The sequence below is a fragment of the Arthrobacter antibioticus genome (genome assembly GCF_030063205.1).
GTDB lineage: Bacteria > Actinomycetota > Actinomycetes > Actinomycetales > Micrococcaceae > Specibacter.
The window spans coordinates 833,398-857,995 of sequence record NZ_JASISQ010000001.1 but is presented as its reverse complement, the minus strand read 5'-3'; the positions used below and the strand labels follow the sequence as shown (position 1 = coordinate 857,995).

At 57.8% G+C, this 24,598-nt stretch carries 25 protein-coding genes; 11 read left to right on the top strand and 14 right to left on the bottom strand.

Features of this window, described 5'->3' with window-relative positions; all coding sequences use genetic code 11:
• The first annotated feature begins 79 nt into the window (after window positions 1-79).
• From QMG40_RS03945 to QMG40_RS03935, 3 genes are all read left to right on the top strand, one after another.
• A complete protein-coding gene (locus QMG40_RS03945) occupies window positions 80-736 on the top strand; it encodes an SDR family NAD(P)-dependent oxidoreductase (protein ID WP_283528108.1) in 657 nt (218 codons plus the stop codon).
• A gap of 125 nt (window positions 737-861) precedes the next feature.
• Window positions 862-1,521 (top strand): pyridoxine/pyridoxamine 5'-phosphate oxidase, encoded by a 660-nt coding sequence (locus QMG40_RS03940; RefSeq protein ID WP_283528106.1) that lies wholly within the window; start codon window positions 862-864, stop codon window positions 1,519-1,521.
• Between the two features lie 459 nt (window positions 1,522-1,980).
• Window positions 1,981-2,724, top strand: a complete 744-nt coding sequence (locus QMG40_RS03935; RefSeq protein WP_283528104.1) for a formylglycine-generating enzyme family protein — start codon at window positions 1,981-1,983, stop codon at window positions 2,722-2,724.
• A 42-nt stretch (window positions 2,725-2,766) separates the two neighbouring features.
• On the opposite strand, the gene QMG40_RS03930 is transcribed toward QMG40_RS03935, so the two are convergent.
• Together QMG40_RS03930 and QMG40_RS03925 are read right to left on the bottom strand one after the other, a co-directional pair.
• A complete protein-coding gene (locus tag QMG40_RS03930; RefSeq protein WP_283528102.1) occupies window positions 2,767-3,264 on the bottom strand; it encodes an anthrone oxygenase family protein in 498 nt (165 codons plus the stop codon).
• A complete protein-coding gene (locus QMG40_RS03925; protein WP_283528099.1) occupies window positions 3,261-3,518 on the bottom strand; it encodes an NAD(P)-dependent oxidoreductase in 258 nt (85 codons plus the stop codon). Before QMG40_RS03925 ends, QMG40_RS03930 begins: the two co-directional genes overlap by 4 nt.
• Window positions 3,519-3,598: 80 nt before the next feature.
• Here QMG40_RS03925 and QMG40_RS03920 point away from each other — a divergent pair, with 80 nt between their 5' ends.
• Entirely contained in the window at window positions 3,599-4,540 is a 942-nt protein-coding gene (locus QMG40_RS03920) for an AraC family transcriptional regulator (RefSeq protein ID WP_283528097.1), read from the top strand.
• An 84-nt stretch (window positions 4,541-4,624) separates the two neighbouring features.
• On the opposite strand, the gene QMG40_RS03915 is transcribed toward QMG40_RS03920, so the two are convergent.
• Window positions 4,625-5,443 (bottom strand): alpha/beta fold hydrolase, encoded by an 819-nt coding sequence (locus QMG40_RS03915; protein ID WP_283528094.1) that lies wholly within the window; start codon window positions 5,441-5,443, stop codon window positions 4,625-4,627.
• A 115-nt stretch (window positions 5,444-5,558) separates the two neighbouring features.
• Window positions 5,559-6,956, bottom strand: coding sequence for an amino acid permease (locus QMG40_RS03910; RefSeq protein ID WP_283528092.1), 1,398 nt, complete (start codon window positions 6,954-6,956; stop codon window positions 5,559-5,561).
• Window positions 6,957-7,203: 247 nt separating this feature from the next.
• Between QMG40_RS03910 and QMG40_RS03905 the strand changes: the two genes are divergently transcribed.
• The 5 genes from QMG40_RS03905 to QMG40_RS03885 all read left to right on the top strand — a co-directional run bounded on the left by QMG40_RS03905 (window position 7,204) and on the right by QMG40_RS03885 (window position 13,269).
• Window positions 7,204-7,932, top strand: coding sequence for an NUDIX hydrolase (locus QMG40_RS03905; protein WP_283528090.1), 729 nt, complete (start codon window positions 7,204-7,206; stop codon window positions 7,930-7,932).
• 87 nt (window positions 7,933-8,019) lie between these two features.
• The gene (nadA, locus tag QMG40_RS03900) at window positions 8,020-9,378 is read left to right on the top strand and encodes a quinolinate synthase NadA (RefSeq protein ID WP_283528088.1); all 1,359 of its coding nucleotides are present in this window, start codon (window positions 8,020-8,022) and stop codon (window positions 9,376-9,378) included.
• Complete coding sequence (gene nadB / locus QMG40_RS03895) at window positions 9,375-11,168, top strand: L-aspartate oxidase (RefSeq protein ID WP_283528086.1); 1,794 nt, start codon at window positions 9,375-9,377, stop codon at window positions 11,166-11,168. The genes nadA and nadB overlap by 4 nt, the downstream gene beginning before the upstream one ends.
• Window positions 11,165-12,112 (top strand): carboxylating nicotinate-nucleotide diphosphorylase, encoded by a 948-nt coding sequence (gene nadC, locus QMG40_RS03890; RefSeq protein WP_283528084.1) that lies wholly within the window; start codon window positions 11,165-11,167, stop codon window positions 12,110-12,112. Before nadB ends, nadC begins: the two co-directional genes overlap by 4 nt.
• A complete protein-coding gene (locus QMG40_RS03885; RefSeq protein WP_283528082.1) occupies window positions 12,109-13,269 on the top strand; it encodes a cysteine desulfurase family protein in 1,161 nt (386 codons plus the stop codon). Before nadC ends, QMG40_RS03885 begins: the two co-directional genes overlap by 4 nt.
• 12 nt (window positions 13,270-13,281) lie before the next feature.
• Here QMG40_RS03885 and QMG40_RS03880 read toward each other — a convergent pair whose 3' ends face one another.
• The 8 genes from QMG40_RS03880 to QMG40_RS03845 all read right to left on the bottom strand — a co-directional run bounded on the left by QMG40_RS03880 (window position 13,282) and on the right by QMG40_RS03845 (window position 20,557).
• Window positions 13,282-13,821, bottom strand: coding sequence for a GtrA family protein (locus QMG40_RS03880; protein WP_283528080.1), 540 nt, complete (start codon window positions 13,819-13,821; stop codon window positions 13,282-13,284).
• A gap of 491 nt (window positions 13,822-14,312) precedes the next feature.
• The gene (locus tag QMG40_RS03875) at window positions 14,313-15,167 is read right to left on the bottom strand and encodes a MurR/RpiR family transcriptional regulator (protein ID WP_283528077.1); all 855 of its coding nucleotides are present in this window, start codon (window positions 15,165-15,167) and stop codon (window positions 14,313-14,315) included.
• Between the two features lie 11 nt (window positions 15,168-15,178).
• Complete coding sequence (locus tag QMG40_RS03870; RefSeq protein WP_283528075.1) at window positions 15,179-16,237, bottom strand: metallophosphoesterase; 1,059 nt, start codon at window positions 16,235-16,237, stop codon at window positions 15,179-15,181.
• Entirely contained in the window at window positions 16,234-17,070 is an 837-nt protein-coding gene (gene phnE / locus QMG40_RS03865) for a phosphonate ABC transporter, permease protein PhnE (RefSeq protein WP_459252945.1), read from the bottom strand. Before phnE (QMG40_RS03865) ends, QMG40_RS03870 begins: the two co-directional genes overlap by 4 nt.
• Window position 17,071: 1 nt before the next feature.
• Window positions 17,072-17,878 (bottom strand): phosphonate ABC transporter, permease protein PhnE, encoded by an 807-nt coding sequence (gene phnE / locus QMG40_RS03860; RefSeq protein WP_283528073.1) that lies wholly within the window; start codon window positions 17,876-17,878, stop codon window positions 17,072-17,074.
• Window positions 17,875-18,684, bottom strand: a complete 810-nt coding sequence (phnC, locus tag QMG40_RS03855; protein WP_283528071.1) for a phosphonate ABC transporter ATP-binding protein — start codon at window positions 18,682-18,684, stop codon at window positions 17,875-17,877. The genes phnE (QMG40_RS03860) and phnC overlap by 4 nt, the downstream gene beginning before the upstream one ends.
• Window positions 18,685-18,770: 86 nt before the next feature.
• Window positions 18,771-19,796 carry a phosphate/phosphite/phosphonate ABC transporter substrate-binding protein gene (locus tag QMG40_RS03850; RefSeq protein ID WP_283528068.1) on the bottom strand — a complete coding sequence of 342 codons (1,026 nt, stop codon included), beginning with the start codon at window positions 19,794-19,796 and terminating at the stop codon, window positions 18,771-18,773.
• Window positions 19,793-20,557, bottom strand: coding sequence for an HAD family hydrolase (locus QMG40_RS03845; protein ID WP_283528066.1), 765 nt, complete (start codon window positions 20,555-20,557; stop codon window positions 19,793-19,795). The genes QMG40_RS03850 and QMG40_RS03845 overlap by 4 nt, the downstream gene beginning before the upstream one ends.
• Window positions 20,558-20,698: 141 nt before the next feature.
• Here QMG40_RS03845 and QMG40_RS03840 point away from each other — a divergent pair, with 141 nt between their 5' ends.
• Both QMG40_RS03840 and QMG40_RS03835 read left to right on the top strand, forming a co-directional pair.
• The gene (locus tag QMG40_RS03840) at window positions 20,699-22,219 is read left to right on the top strand and encodes a M20/M25/M40 family metallo-hydrolase (protein WP_283528064.1); all 1,521 of its coding nucleotides are present in this window, start codon (window positions 20,699-20,701) and stop codon (window positions 22,217-22,219) included.
• A 225-nt stretch (window positions 22,220-22,444) separates the two neighbouring features.
• Window positions 22,445-22,867, top strand: a complete 423-nt coding sequence (locus QMG40_RS03835; RefSeq protein WP_283528062.1) for a hypothetical protein — start codon at window positions 22,445-22,447, stop codon at window positions 22,865-22,867.
• Here QMG40_RS03835 and QMG40_RS03830 read toward each other — a convergent pair.
• Together QMG40_RS03830 and QMG40_RS03825 are read right to left on the bottom strand one after the other, a co-directional pair.
• Window positions 22,864-23,316, bottom strand: coding sequence for a MarR family winged helix-turn-helix transcriptional regulator (locus QMG40_RS03830; protein ID WP_283528060.1), 453 nt, complete (start codon window positions 23,314-23,316; stop codon window positions 22,864-22,866). The two genes, QMG40_RS03835 and QMG40_RS03830, sit on opposite strands and share 4 nt — an antisense overlap.
• A gap of 1 nt (window position 23,317) precedes the next feature.
• Window positions 23,318-24,451, bottom strand: coding sequence for a CE1758 family FMN-dependent luciferase-like monooxygenase (locus tag QMG40_RS03825; protein ID WP_283528058.1), 1,134 nt, complete (start codon window positions 24,449-24,451; stop codon window positions 23,318-23,320).
• Window positions 24,452-24,598 lie beyond the last annotated feature (147 nt).

The following is a 24,598-nucleotide window of genomic DNA, read 5'->3' as shown; positions in this document are numbered from 1 at the left end:
CCCACGCCTCGAACGCCTCTCCAGCTCCTTTCCAACCGACTTGTTGTCATCGCAACCACGTCTATCGAAAGCAGTGGAAATGAACAATAAATATGTGGCAATAGTTGGGGCCGGTCCCGGCGTTAGTGCCGGAGTCGCCAGGAAATTCGGGGCCAACGGCTTCACAATTATCCTACTGGCCAGAAACCCTGAATCACTTGCACTCCGGGTATCAGAACTTCAAGATGCTGGGATCCAAGCCCACGGCATCGTTTCAGATGTGAGCGATGAGCAGAGCCTGAAATCGGCTTTTGCCCGCATCCAGGCAGAACACGGAACATTGGATGCCTTGGTCTACAACGCCGGTGCCAACACGATTGCCAACCCGTCCGTCCTAGACCCTATGGACCTAACCAAGGATTTTTCGGTCAACGTGGTCGGGGCGCTGATCTGCGCTCAGCTGGTGGCTCCTGCCATGATTGCACACGGTTCGGGTTCCATTCTTTTCACGGGAGGCCTACTGGCCCTGAATCCCGTTGCGTCGAGGGCATCCGCCGCCATCAGCAAAGCCGGCCTTCGCAATCTGACCTTCACGCTCGCTGAGGAGTTCGCCAAGCACGGCCTCAAGGTGGGTACGGTGACCATCGGGGGTGCCGTTGCGTCAGGTACTTTCTTTGATCCGGATTTGATCGCGGAAGCATACTGGGATCTGCATAGTGGAAAAGCGGCAGGAGAGATCCTGTACATGCAGTCTTAATAATCGATCCACCGAATTGCCCCGGCGTCCAAGTGAGCTTGGACGCCGGGGCAATTACTTTTCTCATGTTCACCAAGTCAGCAACGCAGACAGCTTCCCTGATGCAGTTATTTGTGGAGAATGGAATGATGAAAACACTTCGTGATGAGCTTCGATCCGCTCCATCCATTGTGGGCCAGGCCCCGAAATTTGATCCAGCCGCGGCGCCCAATGATCCCCATGAACTCTTCACTTCATGGTTCCGGCATGCCTTGAATGCAGGGGTCCCGGAAGGCCATGCGGCCACGCTTGCCACCGTCGATCAGGACGGTGTTCCGGATGCCCGAGTGCTGATTGTCAAAGACGTCACCGAAGACTGCGTTTTTAAAATTGCAACAAGCGACGAATCGGCCAAAGGGCGCCAACTGCTCCAGAACCCGAACTGCGCCCTCACGTTTTACTGGAGCACACTGGCCCGGGCGGTGCGGGTCCGTGGGAGAGCACAACGTGCATCCACGGCCGAGTCGGCCAAGGACTTTCTAGCTCGCCACCCGCTAGCCCGAGCGATTGTCTTAGCTGGTCACCAGAGTTCCGTCCTCACAGATGAGGACGTTCGCGAAGAAGCAATCGAGCGAGCCAAGGCGGCTATAGAAGCTGATAACAATATTGTCTCTCCGCACTGGGCACTATGGCTGATTGTGCCAAGCTCCATTGAATTTTGGCAGGGCGATCAGAGCCGGGATCACCAACGCCTGCGCTACAACCGTGACGGCGACAGTTGGAATAAGCAGCGGCTGTGGTCTTAGTGCGACAAAAAGTTGTGCGGGAAATATGAGTATGTTCGGTGTTTTTTGGGGCTGAGAGTCATGTTCTCTCAGAGGGCGTGGCGACTAGCTCGAAGTCGAGGAACATTTCACTTATGGTTGTACGTACGTTCCTGATAGGCATGAAAGATCTGATCAGGTACCGAACTGGATGCATGAGCGGCTTGTTCAGCAGCCGCAATTTTTCGCTTTCGCAGCTGAAACTCGTGCATCACAAGCGGAGCCGCACTCAGCGCCAGAATAAAAAGCTTCTCCCACAATGAAGCGTCAAGGAAAAAGACATACACGAGTGCCGCTGCAAATATTCCAGAGTATACAATTCGAAAAATCCCCATGCAACGAAGCTACCAGCTAAGCAAAGAACAAGGAACTTTCTGCCGAAACACGGGGCTGCAGAGCCGCTGCCCGAGGCGAGATCGTCCTGAAGGGAAAGGTCGCATAATGGCTGTATCTGGTCTTCGCCCGCTGGCTGCGGGTCAGGTAGAACTGCACGACGCGCGGCGGCATCGCCGATGGGTAGTTGATCTTGAGCACTTTGAAATAGGGTTTGTTCCTGTCACCACGGCTCAGTTCGTGAAGCTGATGGGCGGTGCGGGGGGATCCTCGAGTCCTGTTGTGAATATCAGTTGGCTAGACGCCATAGAGTTTTGTAATCGTGCCTCAGTACGTGAGGGGCTGGTTGCTGCCTACCTGGTGGAAGGTGACCAGGTCAGGTGGCAAACGGACGCCTCCGGATACCGTTTGCCAACGGAGGCAGAGTGGGAATATGCCTGCAGGGCCGGTACCAAAGGGCCGCACTACGGGCCACTGGAGCTTGTTGCTTGGACTGGCGCCGATGAAGTGGATGAAGCTCAAGTTGTTGGGTTGAAACATCCCAATGAATTTGGGATCCACGACACCCTCGGCAACGTATGGGAATGGTGCTGGGATCATCTCGATCCGGCGCGCTATGGGGACTACCGCGTCTTTCGTGGCGGTGGCTTTGCCGATGAGTCGTGGAGCGTCCGTGCCTCAGCTCGACGTGGGGGAGCGCCTGGGATGACTCACCCGGATGTTGGAATGCGGTTGGCGCGCGGAGCATTCGAGGGCAACCAGGCAGCCCAAGGCTGGTCAGCGAAGGTGGATACCGAACGTGGAACCATTGCGGGTGCGCTGCCCTCAGGTTGGACGCCGCGAGGGGCCTGAAACTGCCAACACTGCGTGCAGCAATGCTGTTGGGGGAGTCGACTAGTCTGTGCCGGGAGACAATGACAAGGAATCGACGAAGAGGATAGTGGCAACTATTGACGCTGTGGCACGCAACAGGTTCGCTCTACTCCATCCCTGATCAAATGTCTTCCAAGAATCGCGGCAGTTCCCTAAGTTAGGAGGAACCTGAGCAAGTCTGTTGTTCAGGGGAACATTGCGAACCATGGTGATGCCCAATGATGCCAGAACCAAGCCTGCACCAATCAACCGCCTTGAAGCGCCCAAAGCGGTTCCGCCTATGGCGGCTTCCGCAACAATAAGGGCGAGAGCGGCTGCTGTACCGCCAAAGAAAATTGCCATGAAAGGCAGCTTAACTGCGCTGATGTTGATGCCTTGCATCGTAGCTACTGCCTCGGAACTGGGGAGGCTGCGAAGTGCTGGCATGACAATAACGGCAAAGCCCAAGTAGACCCCTCCGGTGACTCCGGCGCAGACAGCGGACGCGAGCGTTAGAACACCTGGGAGATCGTAGCTCATGAGGCAGCCGCAGATTCGCGATGCCCTAGTCCTGGGATGGCAGCGTCTGGGATGGCAGCGCCTCGGACGGCAGTCCCCACAGCCGGGGCGTCGCGATCAGTGCGTTCCCACGTTGCTCGGTCTTCCCTGCTGAACGGGCTCTCTCCCTGCCGAGAAGCGATACGTGTTTGCCTGCCGCCGTGCTGAGAATGGCGGACAATCCGGCTGCCTGTACGACCCGTGCCACCAAATACAAGTGCTTTTGAATGTGTCATACTTCTAGTCAAGCTCAGCCGTGGTGCGTTTTGAATAGTCCAAAGGTGTAATTCCATACGTGATCGTCTAGATTTGTCGCATGGATCCACTGACTCATCTTTTGGACGGGCCCCGGGCTCGGCGCGCCTTTGCCCTCCGTATGGTCATGTCGCCTGGCTGGTCTGTTCTGGTGGCGGACCGTGCGTCTCTCACTGTGATGGTCATGATGAAAGGCACGGCGTTCTTGGCCGCAGATAATGAAGCGTTCCAGTTAGCACCTGGTGACGTGGCTGTTGTTCGGGGGCCAGCCCCATATGCTGTGAGTGATGATCTCCTGCGCGACGCGGATGTGATTATCCATCCCGGGCAGCGGTGCACTTCTCCTTCCGGGGCGGACCTGGTCACAAGCCTGAGTCACGGGATCCGCACGTGGGGCAATGCCTCTTCAGGGTCAACAACGATGCTCATCGGGACATACGAATCTGACGCAGAGCTTGGAGCAGTCCTCACCAGTGCCTTGCCACGAGTAGCCCTAGCCCCCTCCGGCGAAGTCAGCCAGTCTTTACTTGGTTTGCTCGAAGCGGAAATCACTACAGAGGCACCGGGGCAAGGCAGTGTCATTGATCGTCTACTGGATGTGCTGCTGGTTCAAGCTATCCGCGCATGGGCCAGAGGCAACCCTGCAAAAGCACGAGGCTGGCTAGCGGGTGGGATGGATCCGCTCAGCGCCCAGGCGTTGGCGATTTTTCATGAGTGGCCCGCAGAGACGTGGAGTCTTGAATTGCTGGCACAAAAGTTGAATGTATCTAGGGCGACCTTTGCTCACCGCTTCCGCAGTTCGGTAGGTGAGCCACCCATGACGTACCTGACGAATTGGCGGATGCTCCTTGCCAGCGAATTACTGACAGACCCTGCGTTGACTACTGCGCAGATCGCTGCGGAGGTGGGCTACGGGAGCCCTTTCGCTTTGAGCACTGCATTCAAAAGAAGGTTTGGTGTCAGTCCCAGTCGCTACCGGAGCCAGTGCGCAGGAGAAACCTAGTCAGGAGCATTCCCCCGTGTCGGTAGCTGGCCACCCATCAAGGCCACTGAATGGGGAAAGTGCGGTAAATCCTACAGCTGTGGGTCACTTGAGGAAGTCGATCGCCGCTTTTTTAAACTCCCCTGAGGTCACGGTGTTGCCGTGGGTGCGCCCCTCAATCACAAGCTGCTGAGCCGCCGGATTCAATGCGGCTAGTTGGCTCATGCGCCGGGCACGTTCGTCCAGGCCCCCTGCAACAAGCAGTACTGGCATGCATGGCACGGCGTCCGTGGGTTCAAAGGGTTCCATTTTCACGGCATGGATAAGTGCCAGCAGGGCAAAGATGTCATTGGATGGCACCGCTTGGGCCATGCGCAGTAGCCAGGCCGTGGATTCATCGGAGATGGGTGTGCCGTCATTGAGAAAGTCCTGGGCGGCTCGCAGATCAAAATCGGCCAGTGGATCTTCCGGGTTGGGCCCCCCCAAAACCATTTTTCGCACGAGCTCTTTTTGTGTGGCGCCAAACTCCCACGCCAACCGGGAACCAAGTGAGTAGCCTATGACGTCAACGCCGCTGGCAGCATCTGCATGTGTAAGCGGGCGGATCCCTTGATCAAAAAGGATCTGCAGAATCTCAGCACGGATCTTACCGGGAGTGTAGGAATCAAGGTCATAAGGTGCGGCGCTGCGCCCGTGCCCTGGCAAGTCAACGCTGAAGACTCGACGCCCTGCCCGGTTCAGCGCCGTAACCCAGCCGGTTTTAACCCAATTCAGTTCTACGGAGGATCCGAATCCGTGAATCAAAAAGACGGGGGGAAGCGGAGCGGGTGATTCGGGCTCAAAGACCACCACGTTAAGCCCTGGGGACGCGCCCTCAGTTTCGTGAGGAGCCGCTGCTGCCGCGTGCTTGCCGGGGGGAACCATTGCCCAACCTTTCTTGCGGCGGGCAGTGCCGCCGTCGTATCTCAACCATAGCGACTATGAACCATGGAGAATACTGTGGCGCTTCAGTGGCGAGTCAGTGGAACCGGTTCTGCGATTAGTTGCGGCCCTGGAGATGATTCTGGCCATACCAGCGACCCAGCTTGCTCAAAATTGCGATGACAGCAACCAAGGCAAACGTACTCAATAGCTGATTGCGACTCGCCGGAGCGGTGAAGCCGATGAGAAAAATAATGCCAAGAAGTGCCAAGCCAGCCAACGTTAGTCCCGGGAAGCCGCGCATTCGCAGAGGAAGGACGGTTCCGTCTCGCTCAGCCCGGCGACGCAGGATGAACTGCGAGACCAGCGCTGAACCCCAGACGATCAAGCACGTGGAGCCAACCAAGTTCAGCAATGCCGTGAGGACAACCCCGGGATATAAAAAATCCAAGAGCACTGTAACAAAGCCAAAGCTCACCGACACCGCGACGGCGGGAACCGGGACAAAACGCTTGTTGGTGCGGGCCAAAAACTCTGGGGCCTCGCCACGGTGGGCCAGTGAGTGGACCATGCGCGAGGCGCCGTACAAGTTGGCATTCAGGGCTGAGAGTAGGGCCGCAACTGCCACCAAAGTGATGGCTGTCCCCGCCCAAGGCAACCCGGCCATGTTCAAAACGCCAGCAAAAGGAGAACTCAGTGCCGTTGAGGTCCACGGCAGGATGGCCGCAATGACGAAGATAGAGCCTACATAGAAAACGAGGATGCGCCACACCACAGTACGCACCGCTACTGCCACACTGCGTGCAGGAGTGAATGTTTCCGCAGCAGCCACAGCCACAATTTCGGTGCCTCCAAAAGCAAAAATTACAACAAATAATGCCGAAGTAATCCCGGCCATGCCGGCCGGAGCAAACCCACCGTGAGCGCTAAAGTTCCCGAACCCCGGTGAGGTAGCACCTGGAATCCAGCCGAGGAGCAATGCTGCACCAAAGGCCAAGAAGAGCACAATGGCAGCGACCTTCATGAGCGCAAACCAGAACTCAAATTCCCCATAATTTTTCACCGAGGTCAGATTGATGACTGTGAAAATCACCATAAAGATCAACGTCAGCAGCCACGAAGGTAGCACCGGCCAAATAGTGACAAGGAGCTGTGCGGCACCCAGTGCCTCGGCCGCGATCACCACCACTAGCTGCAGCCACCACAACCAACCAATAGTGGCGCCAGCATTCTTGCCCATAGCTTTTTCTGCGTAGACCGAGAAAGCACCAGAGTTGGGGTTTGCCGCCGCCATCTCGCCCAAGGCCCACATGACCACAATGATCAACGTCCCGGCCACTAGGTAGGAGACCAAAACGGCGGGCCCCGCCATCCTGATTCCTTCACCCGAGCCAAGAAAAAGCCCTGCACCAATGGCACTGCCAAGGCCCATCATTGTCAGCTGGCGTTGCTTGAGCGAGTTGCCCAGACCGGTCTTGGTGGGCGCGGCAAGAGCAACGTCAGGCTGGGGGAACATGAAAGAAAAGGCCTTCTTCAGTGGTGCGCGCCTTGCACGGGACCGTGGAGCGGGGAAAACAAATCCCCGTCAAGAATTATCCCCCATGGAAATGCACAACCAAATCTGCCGGTGGTCCGGCCCCAGGCCCGGCTCGCGGGCAGGTGTGAAGCAATAATTTGTTTCCCGCTGCCACAAGGTCGTAGAATCAGTTGTAGTCAAAGTGACTTTAACTAAGTTTGGGTAGAGACGGAAGTGGGTGGAGAACATGGACAGCACGCAGTTTGTTAGCGCGGCCAACATCAGCGAGCGCATGGCTCAGCCGCCAGCACTAGCCATCTCCACAGTCATCTTCGCCCTGCGACCCAGCGAAAATAGTGGCCGCCCCACCCTGTGGTTGCCGCTGGTGCGCCGTATCCGTGAACCGTTTGAAGATATGTGGGCCTTGCCGGGAGGACCGCTGACTCAGATGGATTCCCTCATGGACGCCGCAGCCCGTAACTTGCAGGACACCACGGGGCTGGCCCCCAGCTATCTTGAACAGTTATACGCCTTTGGCGGCCTACACCGCTCGCCCAGTCAGCGGGTGGTCTCGATTGTGTACTGGGCTCTGGTGAAATCAAGTGAGGCTGAATTGGCGCAGGAGTCTGCGAACGTCCAGTGGTTCCGCGCGGACGGGCTGGCGAAATTGGCATTTGATCACAATGAGATTGTTGATTACGCGCTCTGGCGGCTACGCAACAAAATTGCTTACGGCTCCATTGCTCACCACCTGCTTGGCGAGAAATTTACGCTAGCCCAGGTGCGTGAGGTGTATGAGGCGGTCTTGAACCGCTCAGTGGATCCCGCCAATTTTCGCCGTCAACTTAAACAAACCGCCCACATTGAGCCCACTGACGAATTCCGTCAAGGCGGCAAACACCGTCCGCCCCGCCTGTATCGCTATTCCGGTGACCCCACCGCCGAACATTCCGGGAACCCCCCGTTGCGGCTCTAAACCCCACCGAATATAGATCCAGCCGCCCATGAATTGCACCTCTTCGCATAGCCGCTAACCAAACTGCCTCACACCTTGGAGCACACCATGTCATCTGTGAACACCACCATTTCGCTGATCACCCGCGAGCAAGCGCAGGCTCAATCGAAGCTTGTTGGCGCTCCTGGCCGCGCACAGGAGAGTTGCAACGACGAACTTGCCAAGGGACCTTGGGAATTTGACCTCGCCGAAGCGCTCGCCGGCACTCCGGGCTATGGCCCCGGTGCCTCGCAAGAAGATGTTGCTCCAACAGCCACACCCCGCCAGGGCCAGCTGCCACAGGAGTACAAGGACGCCTCTGAGGCCAATCTTGAGTCACGCATACTCTCCGCGAAGGCTGAACTGGGGGAGCGGGTGGTGGTGCTGGGACACTTTTATCAGCGCGATGAAGTGGTTAAGTTTGCTGATTTTGTGGGGGATTCCTTCCAACTGGCAAATGCGGCCAAGAATCGGGACAAGGCAGAGGCCATTGTTTTTTGCGGTGTGCACTTCATGGCGGAGACGGCGGACATGCTCTCCGGAGCCCACCAGTCCGTGATCCTGCCCAACCTGGCAGCCGGTTGTTCCATGGCGGATATGGCCGATCTGCCCTCTGTGGAGGCGTGCTGGGCTGAACTTGAAGAACTGTACGGCACCGAGCCCGACGCCGAGGGCCGGGTACCGGTTATTCCTGTCACCTACATGAACTCTTCCGCCGCGCTCAAGGCCTTTTGCGGCGAGCACGGCGGGATCGTCTGCACCTCATCCAATGCCTCGACAGTGCTTGAATGGGCGTATGAGCGCGGCCAACGGGTGCTGTTCTTCCCTGACCAGCACTTGGGCCGCAATACTGCCAAGGCTATGGGTATTGCCTTGGAAGCAATGCCGTTGTGGAATCCACGGATGCCCTTGGGCGGTAACAGCGAACATGTCATGCGTGATGCCAAGGTGGTGCTGTGGCAGGGATTTTGTTCGGTTCACAAGCGCTTCACGGTAGCCCAGATTGAGCAAGCCCGGGTGGACTTCCCGGGAGTGCGCGTGATTGTGCACCCGGAATGTCCCATGGAAGTGGTGGATGCCTCCGATGAGGCGGGCTCCACGGATTACATTCTCAAGGCCATCCAGGCTGCCCCGGATGGCAGCACCTTCGCCATTGGTACTGAGATCAATATGGTTAACCGCTTGGCGGCACAGTACCCGCAGCATACGATCTTCTGCTTAGACCCGGTCATCTGCCCGTGCTCCACCATGTACAGGATTCACCCCGGCTACCTGGCCTGGATTCTTGAGGGGCTCGTGGCCGGAGAGGTGTATAACCAAATCACTGTCCCGGAGGCTACTGCGGTTAACGCGCGCATTGCTCTTGAACGGATGCTCGCCGCTAAGCCCAAGCCTCTGATCGCCGCCCGCACAGCCGCACGCACATGAGTAATTCGCACCTGATTGTTATTGGCAGCGGTATCGCCGGACTCTACGGCGCGTTGCTTGCTGCCGAATCAGGCATGCGCGTGAGCTTGATGACCAAAGGCACGCTGGGGCAAAGCAACACGCACTTCGCTCAGGGCGGGATCTGTGCGGTACTGGACCCTGGTCAGTGCGCTCCCGGGGACTCTGTGGAGGCGCATATTGCTGACACGCTCAAAGCAGGGGCGGGGCAGTGCAACCCAGACGCCGTCACAGTTCTGTGCAGCGAGGCCGCCGGTGACATTGCGTCCCTAGAGCGATTCGGCGTGATTTTTGACCGGGACGCGGCCACGGGAAGCCGGGCGCTTGGATTAGAAGGTGCCCATTCTGCGGCGCGGATTCTGCACGCCGGTGGGGACGCTACGGGAGCGGCCATTGCCGAAGGGCTGATCAGTGCCGTGCTTGATGCCGCCGCGCTGGGTCTTATCACCCTGATGGAGCATTGTCTGGTCACCGAGTTACTCACGCAGATCCCGGCTTCTGCTAGCGCCGCGGGTCATCTTGCCCCAGAGCGTAACCCTGAAGCGGACGACGCCGGGACCTCGCCCCGCGCCGTCATAGCCGGGGTTGCTTACCTTGCCCCAGATGATGATGCGGTGGATGAGCGGCGGGTGTTGGTTGCTGATGCTGTGTTACTGGCTGCAGGTGGGGCCGGGCAGCTCTTTGACGTGACCACCAATCCGCTCAGCGCCACAGGAGATGCGCTGGCACTAGCATGGCGTTCCGGTGCCGTGGTGGGGGATCTGGAGTATTTTCAGTTCCATCCCACTGCCTTAGCTATTGGCGGGAACTTTCTCATATCCGAGGCCGTGCGCGGTGCCGGGGCCGTGCTACGCGATGCCCACGGCGAGCAGTTCATGAAGCGCTATCATCCAGAAGGTGATCTTGCCCCTCGGGATGTTGTCTCCCGCAGCATTACCGAGCACCTTAGGGGCAGCACCGAGGCGGTGCCTTCCGTGTATCTGGATGCAACAGGCGTTGAAGAAGCTCATGGGCAAGGTTACTTGGCGCGGCGGTTCCCCACCATTGCTGCCGCGACCACCGCACTCGGTCTTGACTGGCGGCAGGAATGGTTGCCAGTGGCACCGGCGGCACATTATTGGATGGGGGGAGTAGCCACCGATCTGCACGGGCGAACCTCAGTGCCCGGACTCTACGCAGCCGGGGAGGCCGCCTGCACAGGGGTCCACGGAGCGAACCGCCTTGCCTCCAACTCTTTACTGGAAGGGCTGGTCTTTAGCCGCCGGGCAGTTGCCGCCTTTACGGCTTCAATGTCCACCAAAATCACCAGGCTTACCAGGGATGTACATCGCTGGCCGGTGCTGGACGTTGATGCACGTCCTATGCAAGGTGCCCCCGGGCCCCTTGCCCCTGATTCTGCCAGCCCGGGGCTCTCACGCACGGATTTACGCCACATCATGGGTGCCCAGGCAGGGGTGGTTCGGGACGCTGCGGGACTCGCTCAGGCAGCAGCGATTCTGGCCGCGAGCTCCAGTAGTTTCGGTACTGCCTGCCAGGGGCAGGGGCGGGAGGCGGCCGAGGATCAAAACCTCCACCTCATAGCCACGCTCCTTGTTTACGCAGCACTCGCCCGAGAAAACTCTGTGGGGGCGCATTTCCGTCACGATTTCCCACAAAGCCCTGCCGCAGCCGGAACCCGGAACTCTCATTTCTGGCGGCACCCAGACCCGTCGCAGCTACCAGCAGCTGATTTTTCCACCGCCCCAACCCAGCGTGAAAGCGAAAGAGTATGAACGCCGTCGAACCTGTCCTGCAGAAAACTGCCCCGCCCCAGCCGGCTCTGCCAGCACTGCCGGAATTACCAGCACTGCCGGAATTACCAGCGAGCGCTGTGCAGGAGATCCTACACAGGGCCTTCGCCGAGGACGCCCCGTACGGGGACATCACCTCGGCAACCTTGCTGCCCGCCACTGCCAGGGCAAGTGCCTGGTTGGTGGCGAGGGAGCCGGGCATCTTCTCCGGTGGGGCCGTATTCACCGCGGCCATGAAGATGCAGGACCCGGAAGCGCACGTGGTGCAACTTATTGCTGATGGCAGCACCTTTGGGGCCGGGGATCGAATCATGTCAGTCAGCGGATTGGCCCGCGGAGTGCTGACGGCTGAGAGAATCGCCTTGAACCTCACACAGCGTATGAGCGCCATCGCTACCCAAACCGCCGAGTACGCGGCGCTGTTGGTAGGCACAAACGCTCGTGTCACCGACACTCGTAAAACTACTCCGGGACTGCGCATTCTGGAGCGGTACGCGGTGCGTTGCGGCGGCGGGCACAACCACCGGTTCTCGCTTTCTGATGCTGTGCTGGCCAAAGACAACCACTTGGCCGTACTCACCGGGGGAGACCGGACCAAGTTAAGCGCTGCGCTCGCAGGCGTGCGGAGCCGGTTGCCCCATACGGTCCATTTTGAGGTGGAAGTAGACAGCCTGGAGCAGGTGGAAGCCGTTCTGGCTGCCGGAATTGACACCATCATGCTGGACAATTTCACGAACGCGGAGTTGGTAGAAGGCGTTGCATTAGTCAATGGGCGTGCGCTGGTTGAAGCCAGCGGCAACGTGAATTTATCCACCATTGCGGGGATTGCACAAACAGGTGTGGATATTATCTCGGTGGGGGCACTAACTCACAGTGTGCGGGCGCTTGATCTGGGGTTGGACATGGAAGTGAGCCATTCGTTGTGATTTTTCTCGATGCGGCCGCAACCACCCCTGTCAGACGGGAAGTGATCGAGGCCATGTTTCCTTTGCTCACCAACCAGTTTGGCAACCCCTCCAGCCATCATGGACTTGGTGAGCAGGCAGCGGCTGCCCTGGCTGATGCCCGGCAACGGTGTGCCGTTGTGTTGGGCGCCCGTGCCGAGGAGCTCGTGTTTACCTCCGGCGGCACCGAAGCAGATAATCTTGCGTTGAAAGGCATTGCACTGGCGCGCAGGAGCGCTGATCCCTCGCTTAACCGCATCTTGATCAGTGCCATGGAGCATCCCGCTGTGGTGGAATCCGCGAACTATTTACATCGGGTTCATGACTTCAAGGTGGATGTGGTTCCGGTGGATAGCAACGGGTTGGTTGATCCTGACGTGTTTGAGCAGATGCTGGAGAGCACAAGCAACGTTGCAGTGGCCTCCATCATGTACGCCAACAATGAGGTGGGCACCGTCCAGGACATTGACGTGCTGGCTCGTATCGCTGCGGCCAGCGGGGTGCCCCTGCACACCGACGCCGTGCAGGGGGCCGGGTGGCTATCACTGAATGTGCAAGAGCTAGGTGTCAGCGCACTGAGCATTTCCGGTCACAAGATGGGAGCGCCCAAGGGAGTAGGGCTGCTCTATGTACGCGCAGGAACACGTTATGAACCGTTGATCCACGGGGGAGGCCAGGAACACGGGGCACGTTCCGGTACGGAAAATGTGGCTTTTGCCGTGGCCCTGGCTACGGCGTTGGAGCTATCGGAAGCAGGCAGAGGCGCTGCACTGAGCCGTGTCAGCGGGTTGCGGGACGGGTTTATTGACTTTGTTTTAGCAAGCCTTCCTGCGGCTGTTCTGACTGGGCACAGGATGCGACGGTTGCCCAATGTGGCCTCGTTTTGTTTCCCCGGCACCAGCGGTGAATCAGTGCTTCTGGAACTTGAACGCCGCAACATTATTTGCTCGTCAGGATCAGCCTGTGCGGCCGGATCCGATGAGCCCTCTCCTGTCCTTTGCGCCATGGGGGTAGAGCGAGCCGTGGCGCAAACTGCACTACGGTTTAGTTTTGCTGTTGACGTGACCCAAGACCAGCTCTCCACTGCCGGCCAGGAGTTGGTTGAAGCTGTGGGAAGGATGCTGCGGCTTGGCCGCTAAAGACCAGTGCCGCTAGGAATGAGCGGGAACAGGTGCATCCTTGGGGTGCGCCGCGCCCGCGTGCCTGACTCTGCGGAAGATCCAGTACCGCAGCAGGACGAATCGGGTGATGGCTGAGGCAACATTACCAAGCACAATAACAGCAAGTTCGGTCACTATTGAGGCCTCGGGTGCGGCATGGTGCAGTACCCACAAGCTTCCACCGGTCATGCTCAAAGCCAGGAGCATGACCCATAGCCCGCGTCGCTGGTCACGCCACCACAGGTGGCGGTCGCGGATGCCAAAACTAATTCTGCGGTTCAGCTCAGTGTTCAGCACCGAACAAAGCACCAAAGAGATAGCGTTGGCCCACTGCGTGCCATATAGGGGGCGTAAACCAGCAAAAATCGCCATGGAAATAACGGTGCAAATGATGGCCACTACCGCGAAACCGCGCAATTGAGAGGCCAGTTTTGGGTTGCGAGACACCCATGCTGCGGGCAAGGCAAAGTAGCCGCGACCCGTTGCGCTGGCATCTGCGGTGACTGGTTGTGAGGGTGTTGCTGTTGCCATAGGTAACCAATCCTGCCAGCTGAAATTCAAAAAACCCAATGAGCGCCGTGGCGCGGAATCATACAATGAGGCTCACGCCCCAAGTGAGGCAACAGCCTTTAGATAGCCGTGCTGACTTTTGGCACCGTCAATACCCTTTTGGAACTAATCCACAATCCGTTAGCTTTTTATGTGGGCCAAGACGTCATTGCCGATCATGAAGCCTAAAACAACCTCGCGGGCATTCTCCAACGTGAGGTTGCGCAGAGTGAACTATGACGATGGCAGGCTCGGCTTCCGGATCAATATGACCGACGTCGGGGCTCAGCACGATTGCATCTCCTGGGCCCACCATTGAACTGGTCTTCGCCCACCGTTGCCCCAAGGCCCCCGCCTGGGCGGGCTGCCCTGTTTTGGTTTTCCCATGAGCTGACAAAAAGTGTAGAGGCAAGCGTCCAATGACGATACGGGGCAGGACCAATCAGGAAAACCTACCTCTGAGGGGGTGGGGATTATTCATCCAAGTTCTCACTGATAACCTCCAACGCCAGGGCCTTGGCCGCCGCAGCCTTCTCACCCAATTCTTCCGTGAGTGCTGCAATCAGACCCTCCATGAGGATAGTCTGGGGAATTCTGCTGGTGACCGTTACCTCTTCGCGGAAGCTGAGATCTCCCATTCCCACGACCAGTGAGAAGTCAGCTATTGCTGACAGGGGTGAGCGCGCAAAGGCTGTGATGACCACCAGTGTGGCATGGGCGTCAAGGGCAGCTTTGGCTACACGCAAGGTGGAACTATTGGCGCCACTACCGCTAATGATGAGTAAGACGTCTTCCGGGGTCAGGAGCCGTGCAGCGATCTGTTGACCAATGACGTCCAGAGAAGACTCTGCTGGCCGGCCGATGGCGCTCAGCCTCGCGGCCATGTCCGCCGCTAGTGGTGCGGAGAGACCATTGCCGACAACAAGCATGCGTCCAGCGCCTGCCATGGCCTGCACAGCACCCGTTACCGCATCCGGGTCCAAGAGAGCAGCCATGGATGTCACGGCGTTGCCCACCTGCACAAAAGCGTCGGCCACCATGCCGGGCGCCCCTACCGCTTTGGCGCGTGGCTCTGGACTGGCGTACCCGGCGTCGCGTGCCAGAAGGACGCGCAACTGCTGATATCCGGAATAGCCCAAGCTTTGACAGGCCCGCACTACGGTGGCACGGGAGGCCCCGGCCAGCTCTGCTACCTGCTGAGATGAGAGTTCGATGATTTTCTGGGTGTGGCTCAAGAAAACTGCCGCAACGGCTTGCTCGGCTGGCAACAAAGCTGGCCGGGAGGACCGGATGTGAGCCAGAATCTGACCGGGAGCGTACTCCGTCATCGGGTGATCTTTCACATTTTCTTCTTTCCTTGAGGCATTCTTCGCGCTCTGGTAACTGGCAGCTTAGCTGCCGCTAGCTCTGCCGGGGATGCAGCGATGGAGGCGCTGATATTTGAAACCTGCGCCGGACTTAGTTCATGGACAAGAGGTGGACTCACTTCTGGGGGAAGCTGAAAACGAAGGGGCAGCGACCTGACCCGGGCGCCCGTGATACGGCTGGTGGATGTGCCGGGGGACCCTGCACTGATGCTAAGAAGAGTTCCACCGCTTCCTGCACCTGCCCGCTCGTGGCCTGGGGTGGCCAGCACATCATTGGAATTAACTACACCAGAGCTCACTACCACGGCAATGTCATTAGTCCCCGTCTGAAGAACGTCATTGAGGTGATGGTGGTAATGACCGCTCAAGATGGCCACGGTGTCGGAGCCCTCTAGCGCATGCGCCAACTCATCAGCGTTTATGAGCTCGATGCCGCGGTGCAGGGGGGTGACAGGCTCTACTGGTGGGTGATGGACTATCACCACCGTCCCGTGCCCGGAATCAGTGGCCAACACAGAACGTAGCCATTGCAGTTGGGCACTATCCAGATGTCCGTGAGTACGGCCCGGAACGGAGCTGTCCAGGGTAATGATGCGGAACCCTGAAACCATGCTGACGCCAAAAATCGGGCTGACTTCACCAGCCGGGCTGGCTTCACCCTCTGTGCTCGCTTCACCCTCTGTGCTCGCTTCACTGGCCACGGCAGGATAGTTCTGCGTGGAGTTAGGGTGCCCGGATCCAAGAACTTCACGGAACCCGCCGCGTTGATCGTGGTTGCCCATGGCATAAACAGACACAGCCCCGTGGCGTTGGGCAAAGTCTTGGGTCAGCGAACGCAAGGTGTTGTAGGAAGCCGGGGACCCGTCGTCGGACGCGTCCCCGGATATGACCACCAAGTCCAGCGGACCGGCATTTTTAAAGGCGCCAAGAGTCCAGCGGTAGGCAGCCACCGTATCCACGACGCCGCCGTGGAGAGTGCCATCACCGGTCAGATGGGTGTCGCTGAGGTGAAGGATGCGCAGCGTTGTCATGAAGCCAGCTTAGGTGCCCGCCACGTACCGTGGATGAGCTTGTTGCGCACAGCGCCGGAGATCTGATCGATGCACATGGTGAGCACCACCACCACAATGAGCAACATACCCACGGCATCCCAATTGCGGAATTGCACGTTGTCCTGAAGCATCTTGCCAATACCGCCAGCGCCGATGAGTCCTAAAATGGCTGATGCCCGCACATTAATTTCAAAACGGTATAACCAAAATGAGAACACCTCAGGAGCGGCCGAGGGCCAAACGCCCCAACGGATCAAAGCCAGTGTGCCACCGCCGGTAGAACGAACGGCTTCCTTAGGGCCGGCGTCAACAGACTCAAAAGCTTCATAACCCCACTTTCCCAAGGTGCCGATCGAGCCCACAGCCAGGGCCAAGGCACCCGTAAAAGGTGTCAGGCCGGTGACGGAGAGGATCAAAATGGCAATAACCACCTCGGGCACGGCACGGATCACGGCGAAGAGTAGTCGAAGGGGTGCTGTGACAACCTGGGGTGCGAGAGATTTCGATGCCAAAAAACTCAGTGGCAACGAGATGACGATGCCCAAGACTGTGCCAATCCAGGCCATTTGCACGGATAAGATCGTGGCGCCAAATGCTTCGGAGAACTTACTCCAATCGGGCGGCAACAACATCGCAGAGATGTATTTGAAGAGTTGGGCGGGGAAGTCGGCCAGTGCGGACCACTGGATCTTCACCGACCAGAAAGCTGCAACAACAATCAGGGACACTACCAGCCATAAAGTGGTGCGCAGCTTTGTGGTTGGTTTCACGGGGCGTGAGGTGCGCTGTTTCTCGTCAATAACGGTGGCCACGTTATACCAACTTCTTTCGAAGCCATGAAGAGATCGACTCCAGCACTAAAACCAGTATGAGGATCTCCATAATGATCAGGGACAGCTCGTGGTACCTAAAGAAGCTGCGGACGTTGTCAATCAAAATACCCAGACCCCCGGCTCCCACCAGCCCAATGACAGCCGAGGCACGAATATTTAGCTCGAAAGTGTATAAAAGCTGTGAGATGAAACTGGGCAGGATCTGGGGAAGCATGGCCGCCCGGTTGGCTTTGGGCCAGCTGGCACCGGCAGCCAAAGCGGCCTCTTGAGCGCCTGTGTCCTCGCCATCCAGGGTCTCCGAGACCAGCTTCACAATGATGCCAATATTGAACAGCACCAGCGCCATGATGCCTGAGAGTGCACCCACACCGACAACTGCCACCAGAATTGCCGCGAAAAGAATTTCTGGCACGCTGCGGATCATGTTCATGACAAAACGTACGCCAGCGAGCAGCCACGGCTTAGGGTTGGTTGCCCTGGAGGCCAAAAAAGCCAGCGGCAGCGAGATGGCCGAACCCACTACCGTAGCAATGACGGCCATCTGCAGGGTTTCCACCAGGGCAGGAATGGTTTTGGGGAAGAACCCATAATCCGGCTGCAGCAGCGCAATGACGTTGCTGGTGGCGTTGCGCCAGTTCTGTACTATTGCCGCCACATCAACCTGGACCCCAAATCCAGCCCAGAGAGTGATAGCCAGCAGAAGAACGACGGCGGCAGCTGACTTTGCGCCATGGCGCGGCTTGGTAGGGCGGCCGGGTTCGGTCTTCACGGTAGTGGCTGAGCTCATAACTGGCCTTTGTTGGGCAAAACATCTTCGGCCGTTAGCGAGCGGCCGTAGATGTTTTCAAAGACAGACTCGTCGGCGTCGGCTCCGGCACCGTCAAAGACAACTTCCCCGGAACGCAGCCCGATTAGCCTGTTGCTGTACCGCCTTGCTAAATCCAGGAAGTGCAAATTCACCACCACCGTGATGCCAAGCTCGGCGTTGATGCGCTGCAGATCACGCATCACCACGTGGGACGTTGGCGGATCAAGGGAAGCCACCGGTTCATCAGCAAGTATCACCTTTGGCCTCTGGGCGAGAGTGCGGGCAATGGCTACCCGCTGCTGTTGTCCGCCGGAGAGACTTGAGGCTTTTTCGTAGGCCTTAGGCACTATTTCGACCCGCTCCAAAGCAGCCATGGCGAGCTCCACGTCGTCGTTCTTCCAAGCACCCAGAAGCGTCCGCCAGGCGGGAGAGTGGTACAGCCTGCCCATCAGAACATTGTTGATGACAGTAGTGCGCTTGGCCAGATTAAAGCTCTGGAAGACCATGCCCACATTGGAGCGCAATTCACGCAAGTCCTTGCCACGGAGCCGGGGTTCTCCGGAACCATTGAGCTGGTGATCGCCTACAGTGATGTGGCCACTGGTGATGGGAACAAGCCCGTTGATGGTGCGCACCAATGTTGACTTGCCAGCCCCTGACAGGCCAACGATACCCACCATGTCACCGGAAGGAATGAACAGGTCAATGTTCTTCAAACCGGTGTAACCATTGGGATATCTAACGCAGACATCGCTAAAGCGGATATCCGCCCCCGTGTGCTCCATGAGCTCTGCTTTCTTGTGTCTTTGTAAGGGTGCTGGAATGGATCAGAACGTGCCGGCGATATTGTGGCTAAGCGGGTCCAATGGATCTAGCCGAGTCCAATGGATTTCGCGGCTTCCTGGGTAATGGACAAGCTCTTCGGGTCTGCCACAGCCATACCCGTGATTTGGTAAATAGCCTTCAACGCTTTGACGCCTTCTGTGGTGCCTGCGAAATCCAGCATGGCGTCACTGATCTTCTGCTGCCACTCTGAGCTGAGCTTGCTGGAGATGGACATGCCGTCGTTGGGGACCTCATCCGTCAAGGCAAAAACGACCACTTTACTGCCAATATCCGGAGTGTCTGAGGCCACTACCTCGCGGGCATCCCAGTAGCTGAAACCAACCTCGGCGTCACCCTTATAGACGGCGAGAACCGAGGCATCATTAGCGGTGACTTTGATGGCAGAGATGTCTTCAAGGGCGATGTCCGCGGTTTTCATTGCAGCGACGGGGAAAATGTATCCTGCGGGCGATGCTGACGAAAGCATGGCCACTGTTGAACCCTTGATCTTCTTCACGGCGTCGAGGCCCGCGGGGCCGTTCCCTGATGCTGTGCCATTGCAATAAAGCATCCCGTTGGGTCCCTCTGCGGGCTTGTCGGTGCAGTACTTATCGGGGTTGTTGGTGAACATCTGGGCGGCGTAACTGGACTTTTCCTTCCGCACTGTCTGCAACGCGGGGATGGCGCCGTATTTATCGCAAGCCTGGCTCATCTGCAGGGATGGGAGCATACCTATCTGGGCCTGGTTGGCGCCGATGGCTTCGACTGCTGCTTGGTAGTCTGCCGTGATGACGCCAGTGACCGGGATCCCTAGTCGGGAAGAGAGCGCTTCTTCTAACGGTTTGACTGTGTCAACGAGTTTCTTGGCGTCTCCGGAAGGGACAAGTGCAAGCGTTAGCTTTGAAGGAGCTGGGCCGGAGCTCTCATTGGTGCCGGTACAGGCAGAGGTTGACGTTGCGGCCCCTGACGCGGAGCTAGCCTGGTCTTGGCTGACGCCACAGGAGGACATTGCAAGGGTTCCGGCAAGAGCCAAAGCTGCCCATGCTGCGTTTTTAGAACGGTTGTTTTTCACAGTGGTGCCTTTTCTGAGGAAGGAGTGGAGATGCTGGGTTGGTTGGAAATAAAGACCGCTGGGTTGTGCGCCCAGTCGGTGATTGCCGCATACAGCAGCTCAAACCGGGCGGCGCGCAGAGTTGCGGCGCCGCTTTGGTGGTTGAACCGGTCAATGAAAGCGGTAGCGCAGCCCGCTCGGGCCGGCACCTCAATGTCGTTACTCCAAACGTCGCCCACACTGAGTAATTCGTAGGGTGCCCTGCCCTGCAAGAAGATCGGGAGCAACTCGGTGAATCCACCGGGTTTATTTGCATCAGCAATGATCAGGTCTATGGATGGGGCCAGACCCAGAGTGGTGAGAGACTCCGCCACGCCTGTTAAGGGGGCGTTTGTCAGCACTATTCGGAAAGCGACGCCTTCCAACTGATCCAGAAAGGCGGCTAACCCATCCGGGGCACTGATGGTCACTTCTCCCACAGCGAGCTGGCGTCGGCTCTCCGTATAGGCCTGACTCAGTGCTGCTTCATCCAACAGACCCTCGGAAAGTGCCGCCACCGCCGCATACCCGTCCTTGTAGGCCGGAGCATTGGAATCTTGCGCCAGAAATTGGGCCAGTGCTTCATGGAGACTTTTTCTAGCGCTTTCCGGGATCTGATCCGCAACAGCGGCGGCATAGGCCAATACTGGGCCGTCACCCAGACAAAGAGTGCCATCAAAGTCCAATATCAGAAGCGGGAGGGGTTGCTCTGCAGCCCGTTGGGCCAACGTCATTGTGCTCACAAAAAAGAGCGTACGTGCCGATAAACACTTTGTCCACGAAAACTGCGCCCATGAAACAACTGTTCATCTTGTGTTTACTTGTGCTTCTTTTTAGTCCTGATACCAAGCCAATCATCAGGGCCGTGGCATAGAATCCGTCTTATGCGTAAAGGATCAGCCAGGCCTCTTAGCCATGCAGCTAGAACAGGCAGTGCAGCGCGAACAGCCCGAGCAGTGGCAGCGGCCTTGGTGGTCAGTGCTGGCGGTACGGCCGCCGTCATTGGTGCGCGTGCCCACAGTGCTGGAGCTGCTCCACCCGCATACGATCAAGCGCCGGAGACTGGGGTGCAATACGCTCAACCGGCGGCTGATCAGCTCAGTGAGCTGATCGGCTTCCGCACCGTGTTTGCCAGTGCTCGGGACCTCATTGAGCTCGATCAATTCACGGGATTCATAGAAGCGTTGGAGCGCCTGTACCCGGGTGTGCACACGGTACTGTCCCGGGAGTTTGTCAATGGGCACGCGCTTCTTTTCAAATGGGCCGGGTCCAAATCCGATGCCGATGCCAAACCCACTGTGCTGATGGCTCATTATGATGTGGTTCCCGTTGACACTCGAGATGATTGGAAGCACCCGGGGTTCTCCGGCCATCAGGAGAACGGGTGGGTTTGGGGCCGCGGGGCATTGGATGACAAGGGTGCCCTGGTTGTCATCATGGGAGCCATTGAGACATTGATCGATGATGGTTTTGCGCCAGCCTACGATCTCTACCTATCCTTCGGTAACAATGAGGAGAGTACCGGTGACAGCGCGCGCGCTGCGGCGGATCTACTCGCCCGCCGTGGTGTGAAACCGTGGCTGGTCCTTGATGAAGGAGGGGCTGTTGCCCTGGACGCCTTCCCTGGTCTGAAAGCGCCGGCGGCTGTTATCGGTGTGGCTGAAAAGGGAAGTTTAGACTTGGAACTGCTGACCCGAGGGGCCGGTGGGCACGCTTCCACTCCTCCGCGTATGGGGGCAACTGCACGTCTTGCCCAAGCCATTGTTGCGCTCGAGGAGACACAGTTTCCGGCATCCATGCCAGCACCCATTGTGGAAATGATGCGCCGGATCGGGTTGCACAGCAGCTTTGCTTTGCGGCTCATAACAGAGAACATGTGGATTTTTAAGACACCCTTGACGCAAGTATTTTCTTGGGTGGGCGATGAAACGCGTGCCCTGACCCGCACCACAGTGGCCGTCACAATGCTGGAGGGCAGTAAAGCCTCAAACGTGCTGGCTTCCACGGCTCGTGCCAATGCCAATATTCGCATTGCCGTGGGGGAGTCTGTTGACTCGGTGGTTGAGCAAGTTCGAACAATCATTGACGATCCGTCCGTGGAACTAAGAGTCCTCTCAGGGCATGATCCATCGCCGATTTCTTCCTTTGAGAGCGATCAATTTGCGCTGCTGACGCGTGCAGTGGCCGCGTCGTATCCCGCAGCCGTTGTGACGCCTTATATCCAAACCGGTGCCACGGACTCACGGCACTTGTGCACAATCTCCCCGGCCGTCTACCGTTTCTCTCCACTCTTAATGGATGCCTCTGACAGGGCCAGTTTGCATGCTGTCAATGAACGGGTGCGAATCGGCTCGCTGGGTGCGGGCGTAGTTTTTTACCGTGAACTGATCCAAAATCTGAGGTGACAACCCAACTTGCCGGTGGCATGGGCGCATCAGGGCTCAGGCCTCAACCTGCTGCGGAACCACCACGGGAGCTTCGGAATCATCGGATTCGGCAAGCCAACCAGCCCAAGTACATGCGAGCGCTAGTCCCCAAACTTTCACGACGCCCTCGAACTCCAGCTCGGACAGTACCAGCCTAGCGCCGGAGCGGTTCGCCTTGAGGTGAGGGCTGCTTCCTCAGATGTCATGGCTGTGCTGAACACTCACATATTGGGTTTGGGTGGGGCCTGCCAGCCGGACTCCAGCAGACCGTACACGGTGCTAGCCAGTCTTCCCTTGGCGATCCCGTCAAACAACGAATCTATGCTTGCCGTGGAGCCCCGGTTCACCTACCGCATCATCCAAGGCGAAACTCATCACTTTGCCTCCTACGGAATCACGGATCAAGCGGCCGGTCCCGATGGCAAGGCCTGCTTGGTTTACAACACCGTCACATCAGAGAAGCTGGGCATCTACATGTTTGGCGACGTTCTTCAATTCACCAGTGACCCCAACGGCTCACCCGGCTTACGGGCTTTCGCCACGATCACTGATGCTCAGGCCTACATGCTCACCAGCGAATCCCAGAACATCCAAAAAATGATCACATCATTCAAGGTGCTCGGTTAGCTGCCGGCTAAGGAAGTGCGCAGTTTGGTTGTTAACTCCAGCAACGTGCGCATCTCTTCGTCCGTGAAAGCAACTTCCATACGTTCCATGATGTTCTTTACATGTACACGCCCTACTTTTTTCTGCAGCTCGGCTCCTGCTTCGGTTAGCCCGATCAGCACCCCGCGTTTGTCATCCTGGGCAGTTTTTCGCGCGATGAGCCCACGCTGCTCCAGCCTGTCAACCATGCGCGAGATACTCGGCTGCGTTAGCAGGACATAATCGTTGAGTTCATTCAGGCGCAGCCAACCACTCGGGCAACGAGAAAGGCTGTAGAGGACATCATATTCGCGGCTGCCCACTTCTTTGAAGATGGCTTCCCTATGCAGTTCACGCACCATCGCCACCTGCGAACGCAGCAGTGATTCCCACGAATCGGTAGTCAGCCTGCGGTGTGTGGCAGCGGACATCTCAGTTCACCCCTTTTGTGCTGGAACCAGGTGTGTGTGCTGCAGGCTCGACGGCGGCAGCCTCCTGTGCAGCGGAACGCCGAGCTGCGAATGTGGGCCCGTTAGGGACGTTCGCGGGACGGTTGGTGGCGAATTCCTGCCGAAGTGTGGGTAGGACCTCCGCAGCAAACAAATCTAGCTGCTCCAACACCGTTTTCAGTGGCAAGCCCGCATGGTCTATGAGGAACAGCTGTCGTTGGTAATCGCCGAAGTAGTCGCGGAAGGTGAGAGTTTTTTCAATCATTTCCTGCGGGCTACCCACTGTTAGCGGGGTTTGTGAGGTGAAGTCTTCCAAGGAAGGTCCGTGGCCGTAAACGGGGGCGTTATCGAAGTAGGGGCGGAATTCATTGACCGCATCTTGTGATTTTTTGCGAATGAAAAACTGTCCGCCCAAACCCACGATTGCCTGTTCTTGTGTGCCATGGCCGTAGTGTGCGTAGCGTTCCCGGTAGAGGTTGATCAGCTGGATGTAGTGTTCCTTGGGCCAGAAGATATTGTTCGCGAAGAAGCCGTCACCGTAATACGCGGCAATCTCGGCAACCTGGGGCGTGCGAATGGCGCCATGCCAAACAAACGGAGCCACCCCATCTAGGGGTCTGGGTGTTGAGGTGAAGCCGCGCAGCGGTGTACGGAATTTACCTTCCCAGTTCACTACCTCCTCATCCCAAAGCCGGCGTAGCAGCGCATAGTTCTCAACCGTCAGCTCCACGGAATCGTGGTTATTTTTACCAAACCACGGATAAACGGCACCCATATTCCCACGCCCCAGCACAATGTCAGTCCTACCGTTGGAGAGGTGCTGCAGGGTGGCAAAGTCCTCGGCGATTTTTACCGGATCATTCGTCGTGATCAAAGTTGTGCTGGTGGAGAGGATGATGTTCTGAGTTTGCGCGGCTATGTACGCCAAAATAGTTGTTGGTGAGCTGGGGTAGAACGGCGGGTTGTGGTGCTCGCCGGTCGCAAACACGTCCATTCCCACGTCCTCAGCGTGTTTGGCGATCGTAGTGATTGCTTGTAGGCGCTGGTGCTCGGTGGGGGTGCGCCCAGTGGTGGGGTCCATTGTAATGTCACCAACACTGAAAATTCCGAACTGCATTAGCTGCTCCTTGACCCTGCGGACTCGCCGTGAGGTATATGCGTTTGTATCTAATACTAAGGCTAACGTTGAGAAGCGCCAGAATGTTCCGACACCGGAAGAGGAAATAAAAATCCAAGAATCACCCGCTGAGTTACCCGCGGGTAC

Coding starts and splice junctions, on each gene's coding strand:
- QMG40_RS03945 (WP_283528108.1), top strand. CDS start 80: ATGAACAATAAATATGTGGCAATAGTTGGGGCCGGTCCCGGCGTTAGT.
- QMG40_RS03940 (WP_283528106.1), top strand. CDS start 862: ATGATGAAAACACTTCGTGATGAGCTTCGATCCGCTCCATCCATTGTG.
- QMG40_RS03935 (WP_283528104.1), top strand. CDS start 1,981: ATGGCTGTATCTGGTCTTCGCCCGCTGGCTGCGGGTCAGGTAGAACTG.
- QMG40_RS03930 (WP_283528102.1), bottom strand. CDS start 3,264: ATGAGCTACGATCTCCCAGGTGTTCTAACGCTCGCGTCCGCTGTCTGC.
- QMG40_RS03925 (WP_283528099.1), bottom strand. CDS start 3,518: ATGACACATTCAAAAGCACTTGTATTTGGTGGCACGGGTCGTACAGGC.
- QMG40_RS03920 (WP_283528097.1), top strand. CDS start 3,599: ATGGATCCACTGACTCATCTTTTGGACGGGCCCCGGGCTCGGCGCGCC.
- QMG40_RS03915 (WP_283528094.1), bottom strand. CDS start 5,443: ATGGTTCCCCCCGGCAAGCACGCGGCAGCAGCGGCTCCTCACGAAACT.
- QMG40_RS03910 (WP_283528092.1), bottom strand. CDS start 6,956: ATGTTCCCCCAGCCTGACGTTGCTCTTGCCGCGCCCACCAAGACCGGT.
- QMG40_RS03905 (WP_283528090.1), top strand. CDS start 7,204: ATGGACAGCACGCAGTTTGTTAGCGCGGCCAACATCAGCGAGCGCATG.
- nadA (WP_283528088.1), top strand. CDS start 8,020: ATGTCATCTGTGAACACCACCATTTCGCTGATCACCCGCGAGCAAGCG.
- nadB (WP_283528086.1), top strand. CDS start 9,375: ATGAGTAATTCGCACCTGATTGTTATTGGCAGCGGTATCGCCGGACTC.
- nadC (WP_283528084.1), top strand. CDS start 11,165: ATGAACGCCGTCGAACCTGTCCTGCAGAAAACTGCCCCGCCCCAGCCG.
- QMG40_RS03880 (WP_283528080.1), bottom strand. CDS start 13,821: ATGGCAACAGCAACACCCTCACAACCAGTCACCGCAGATGCCAGCGCA.
- QMG40_RS03875 (WP_283528077.1), bottom strand. CDS start 15,167: ATGACGGAGTACGCTCCCGGTCAGATTCTGGCTCACATCCGGTCCTCC.
- QMG40_RS03870 (WP_283528075.1), bottom strand. CDS start 16,237: ATGACAACGCTGCGCATCCTTCACCTCAGCGACACCCATCTGACCGGT.
- phnE (WP_283528073.1), bottom strand. CDS start 17,878: ATGAGCTCAGCCACTACCGTGAAGACCGAACCCGGCCGCCCTACCAAG.
- phnC (WP_283528071.1), bottom strand. CDS start 18,684: ATGGAGCACACGGGGGCGGATATCCGCTTTAGCGATGTCTGCGTTAGA.
- QMG40_RS03840 (WP_283528064.1), top strand. CDS start 20,699: ATGCGTAAAGGATCAGCCAGGCCTCTTAGCCATGCAGCTAGAACAGGC.
- QMG40_RS03835 (WP_283528062.1), top strand. CDS start 22,445: ATGGCTGTGCTGAACACTCACATATTGGGTTTGGGTGGGGCCTGCCAG.
- QMG40_RS03830 (WP_283528060.1), bottom strand. CDS start 23,316: ATGTCCGCTGCCACACACCGCAGGCTGACTACCGATTCGTGGGAATCA.
- QMG40_RS03825 (WP_283528058.1), bottom strand. CDS start 24,451: ATGCAGTTCGGAATTTTCAGTGTTGGTGACATTACAATGGACCCCACC.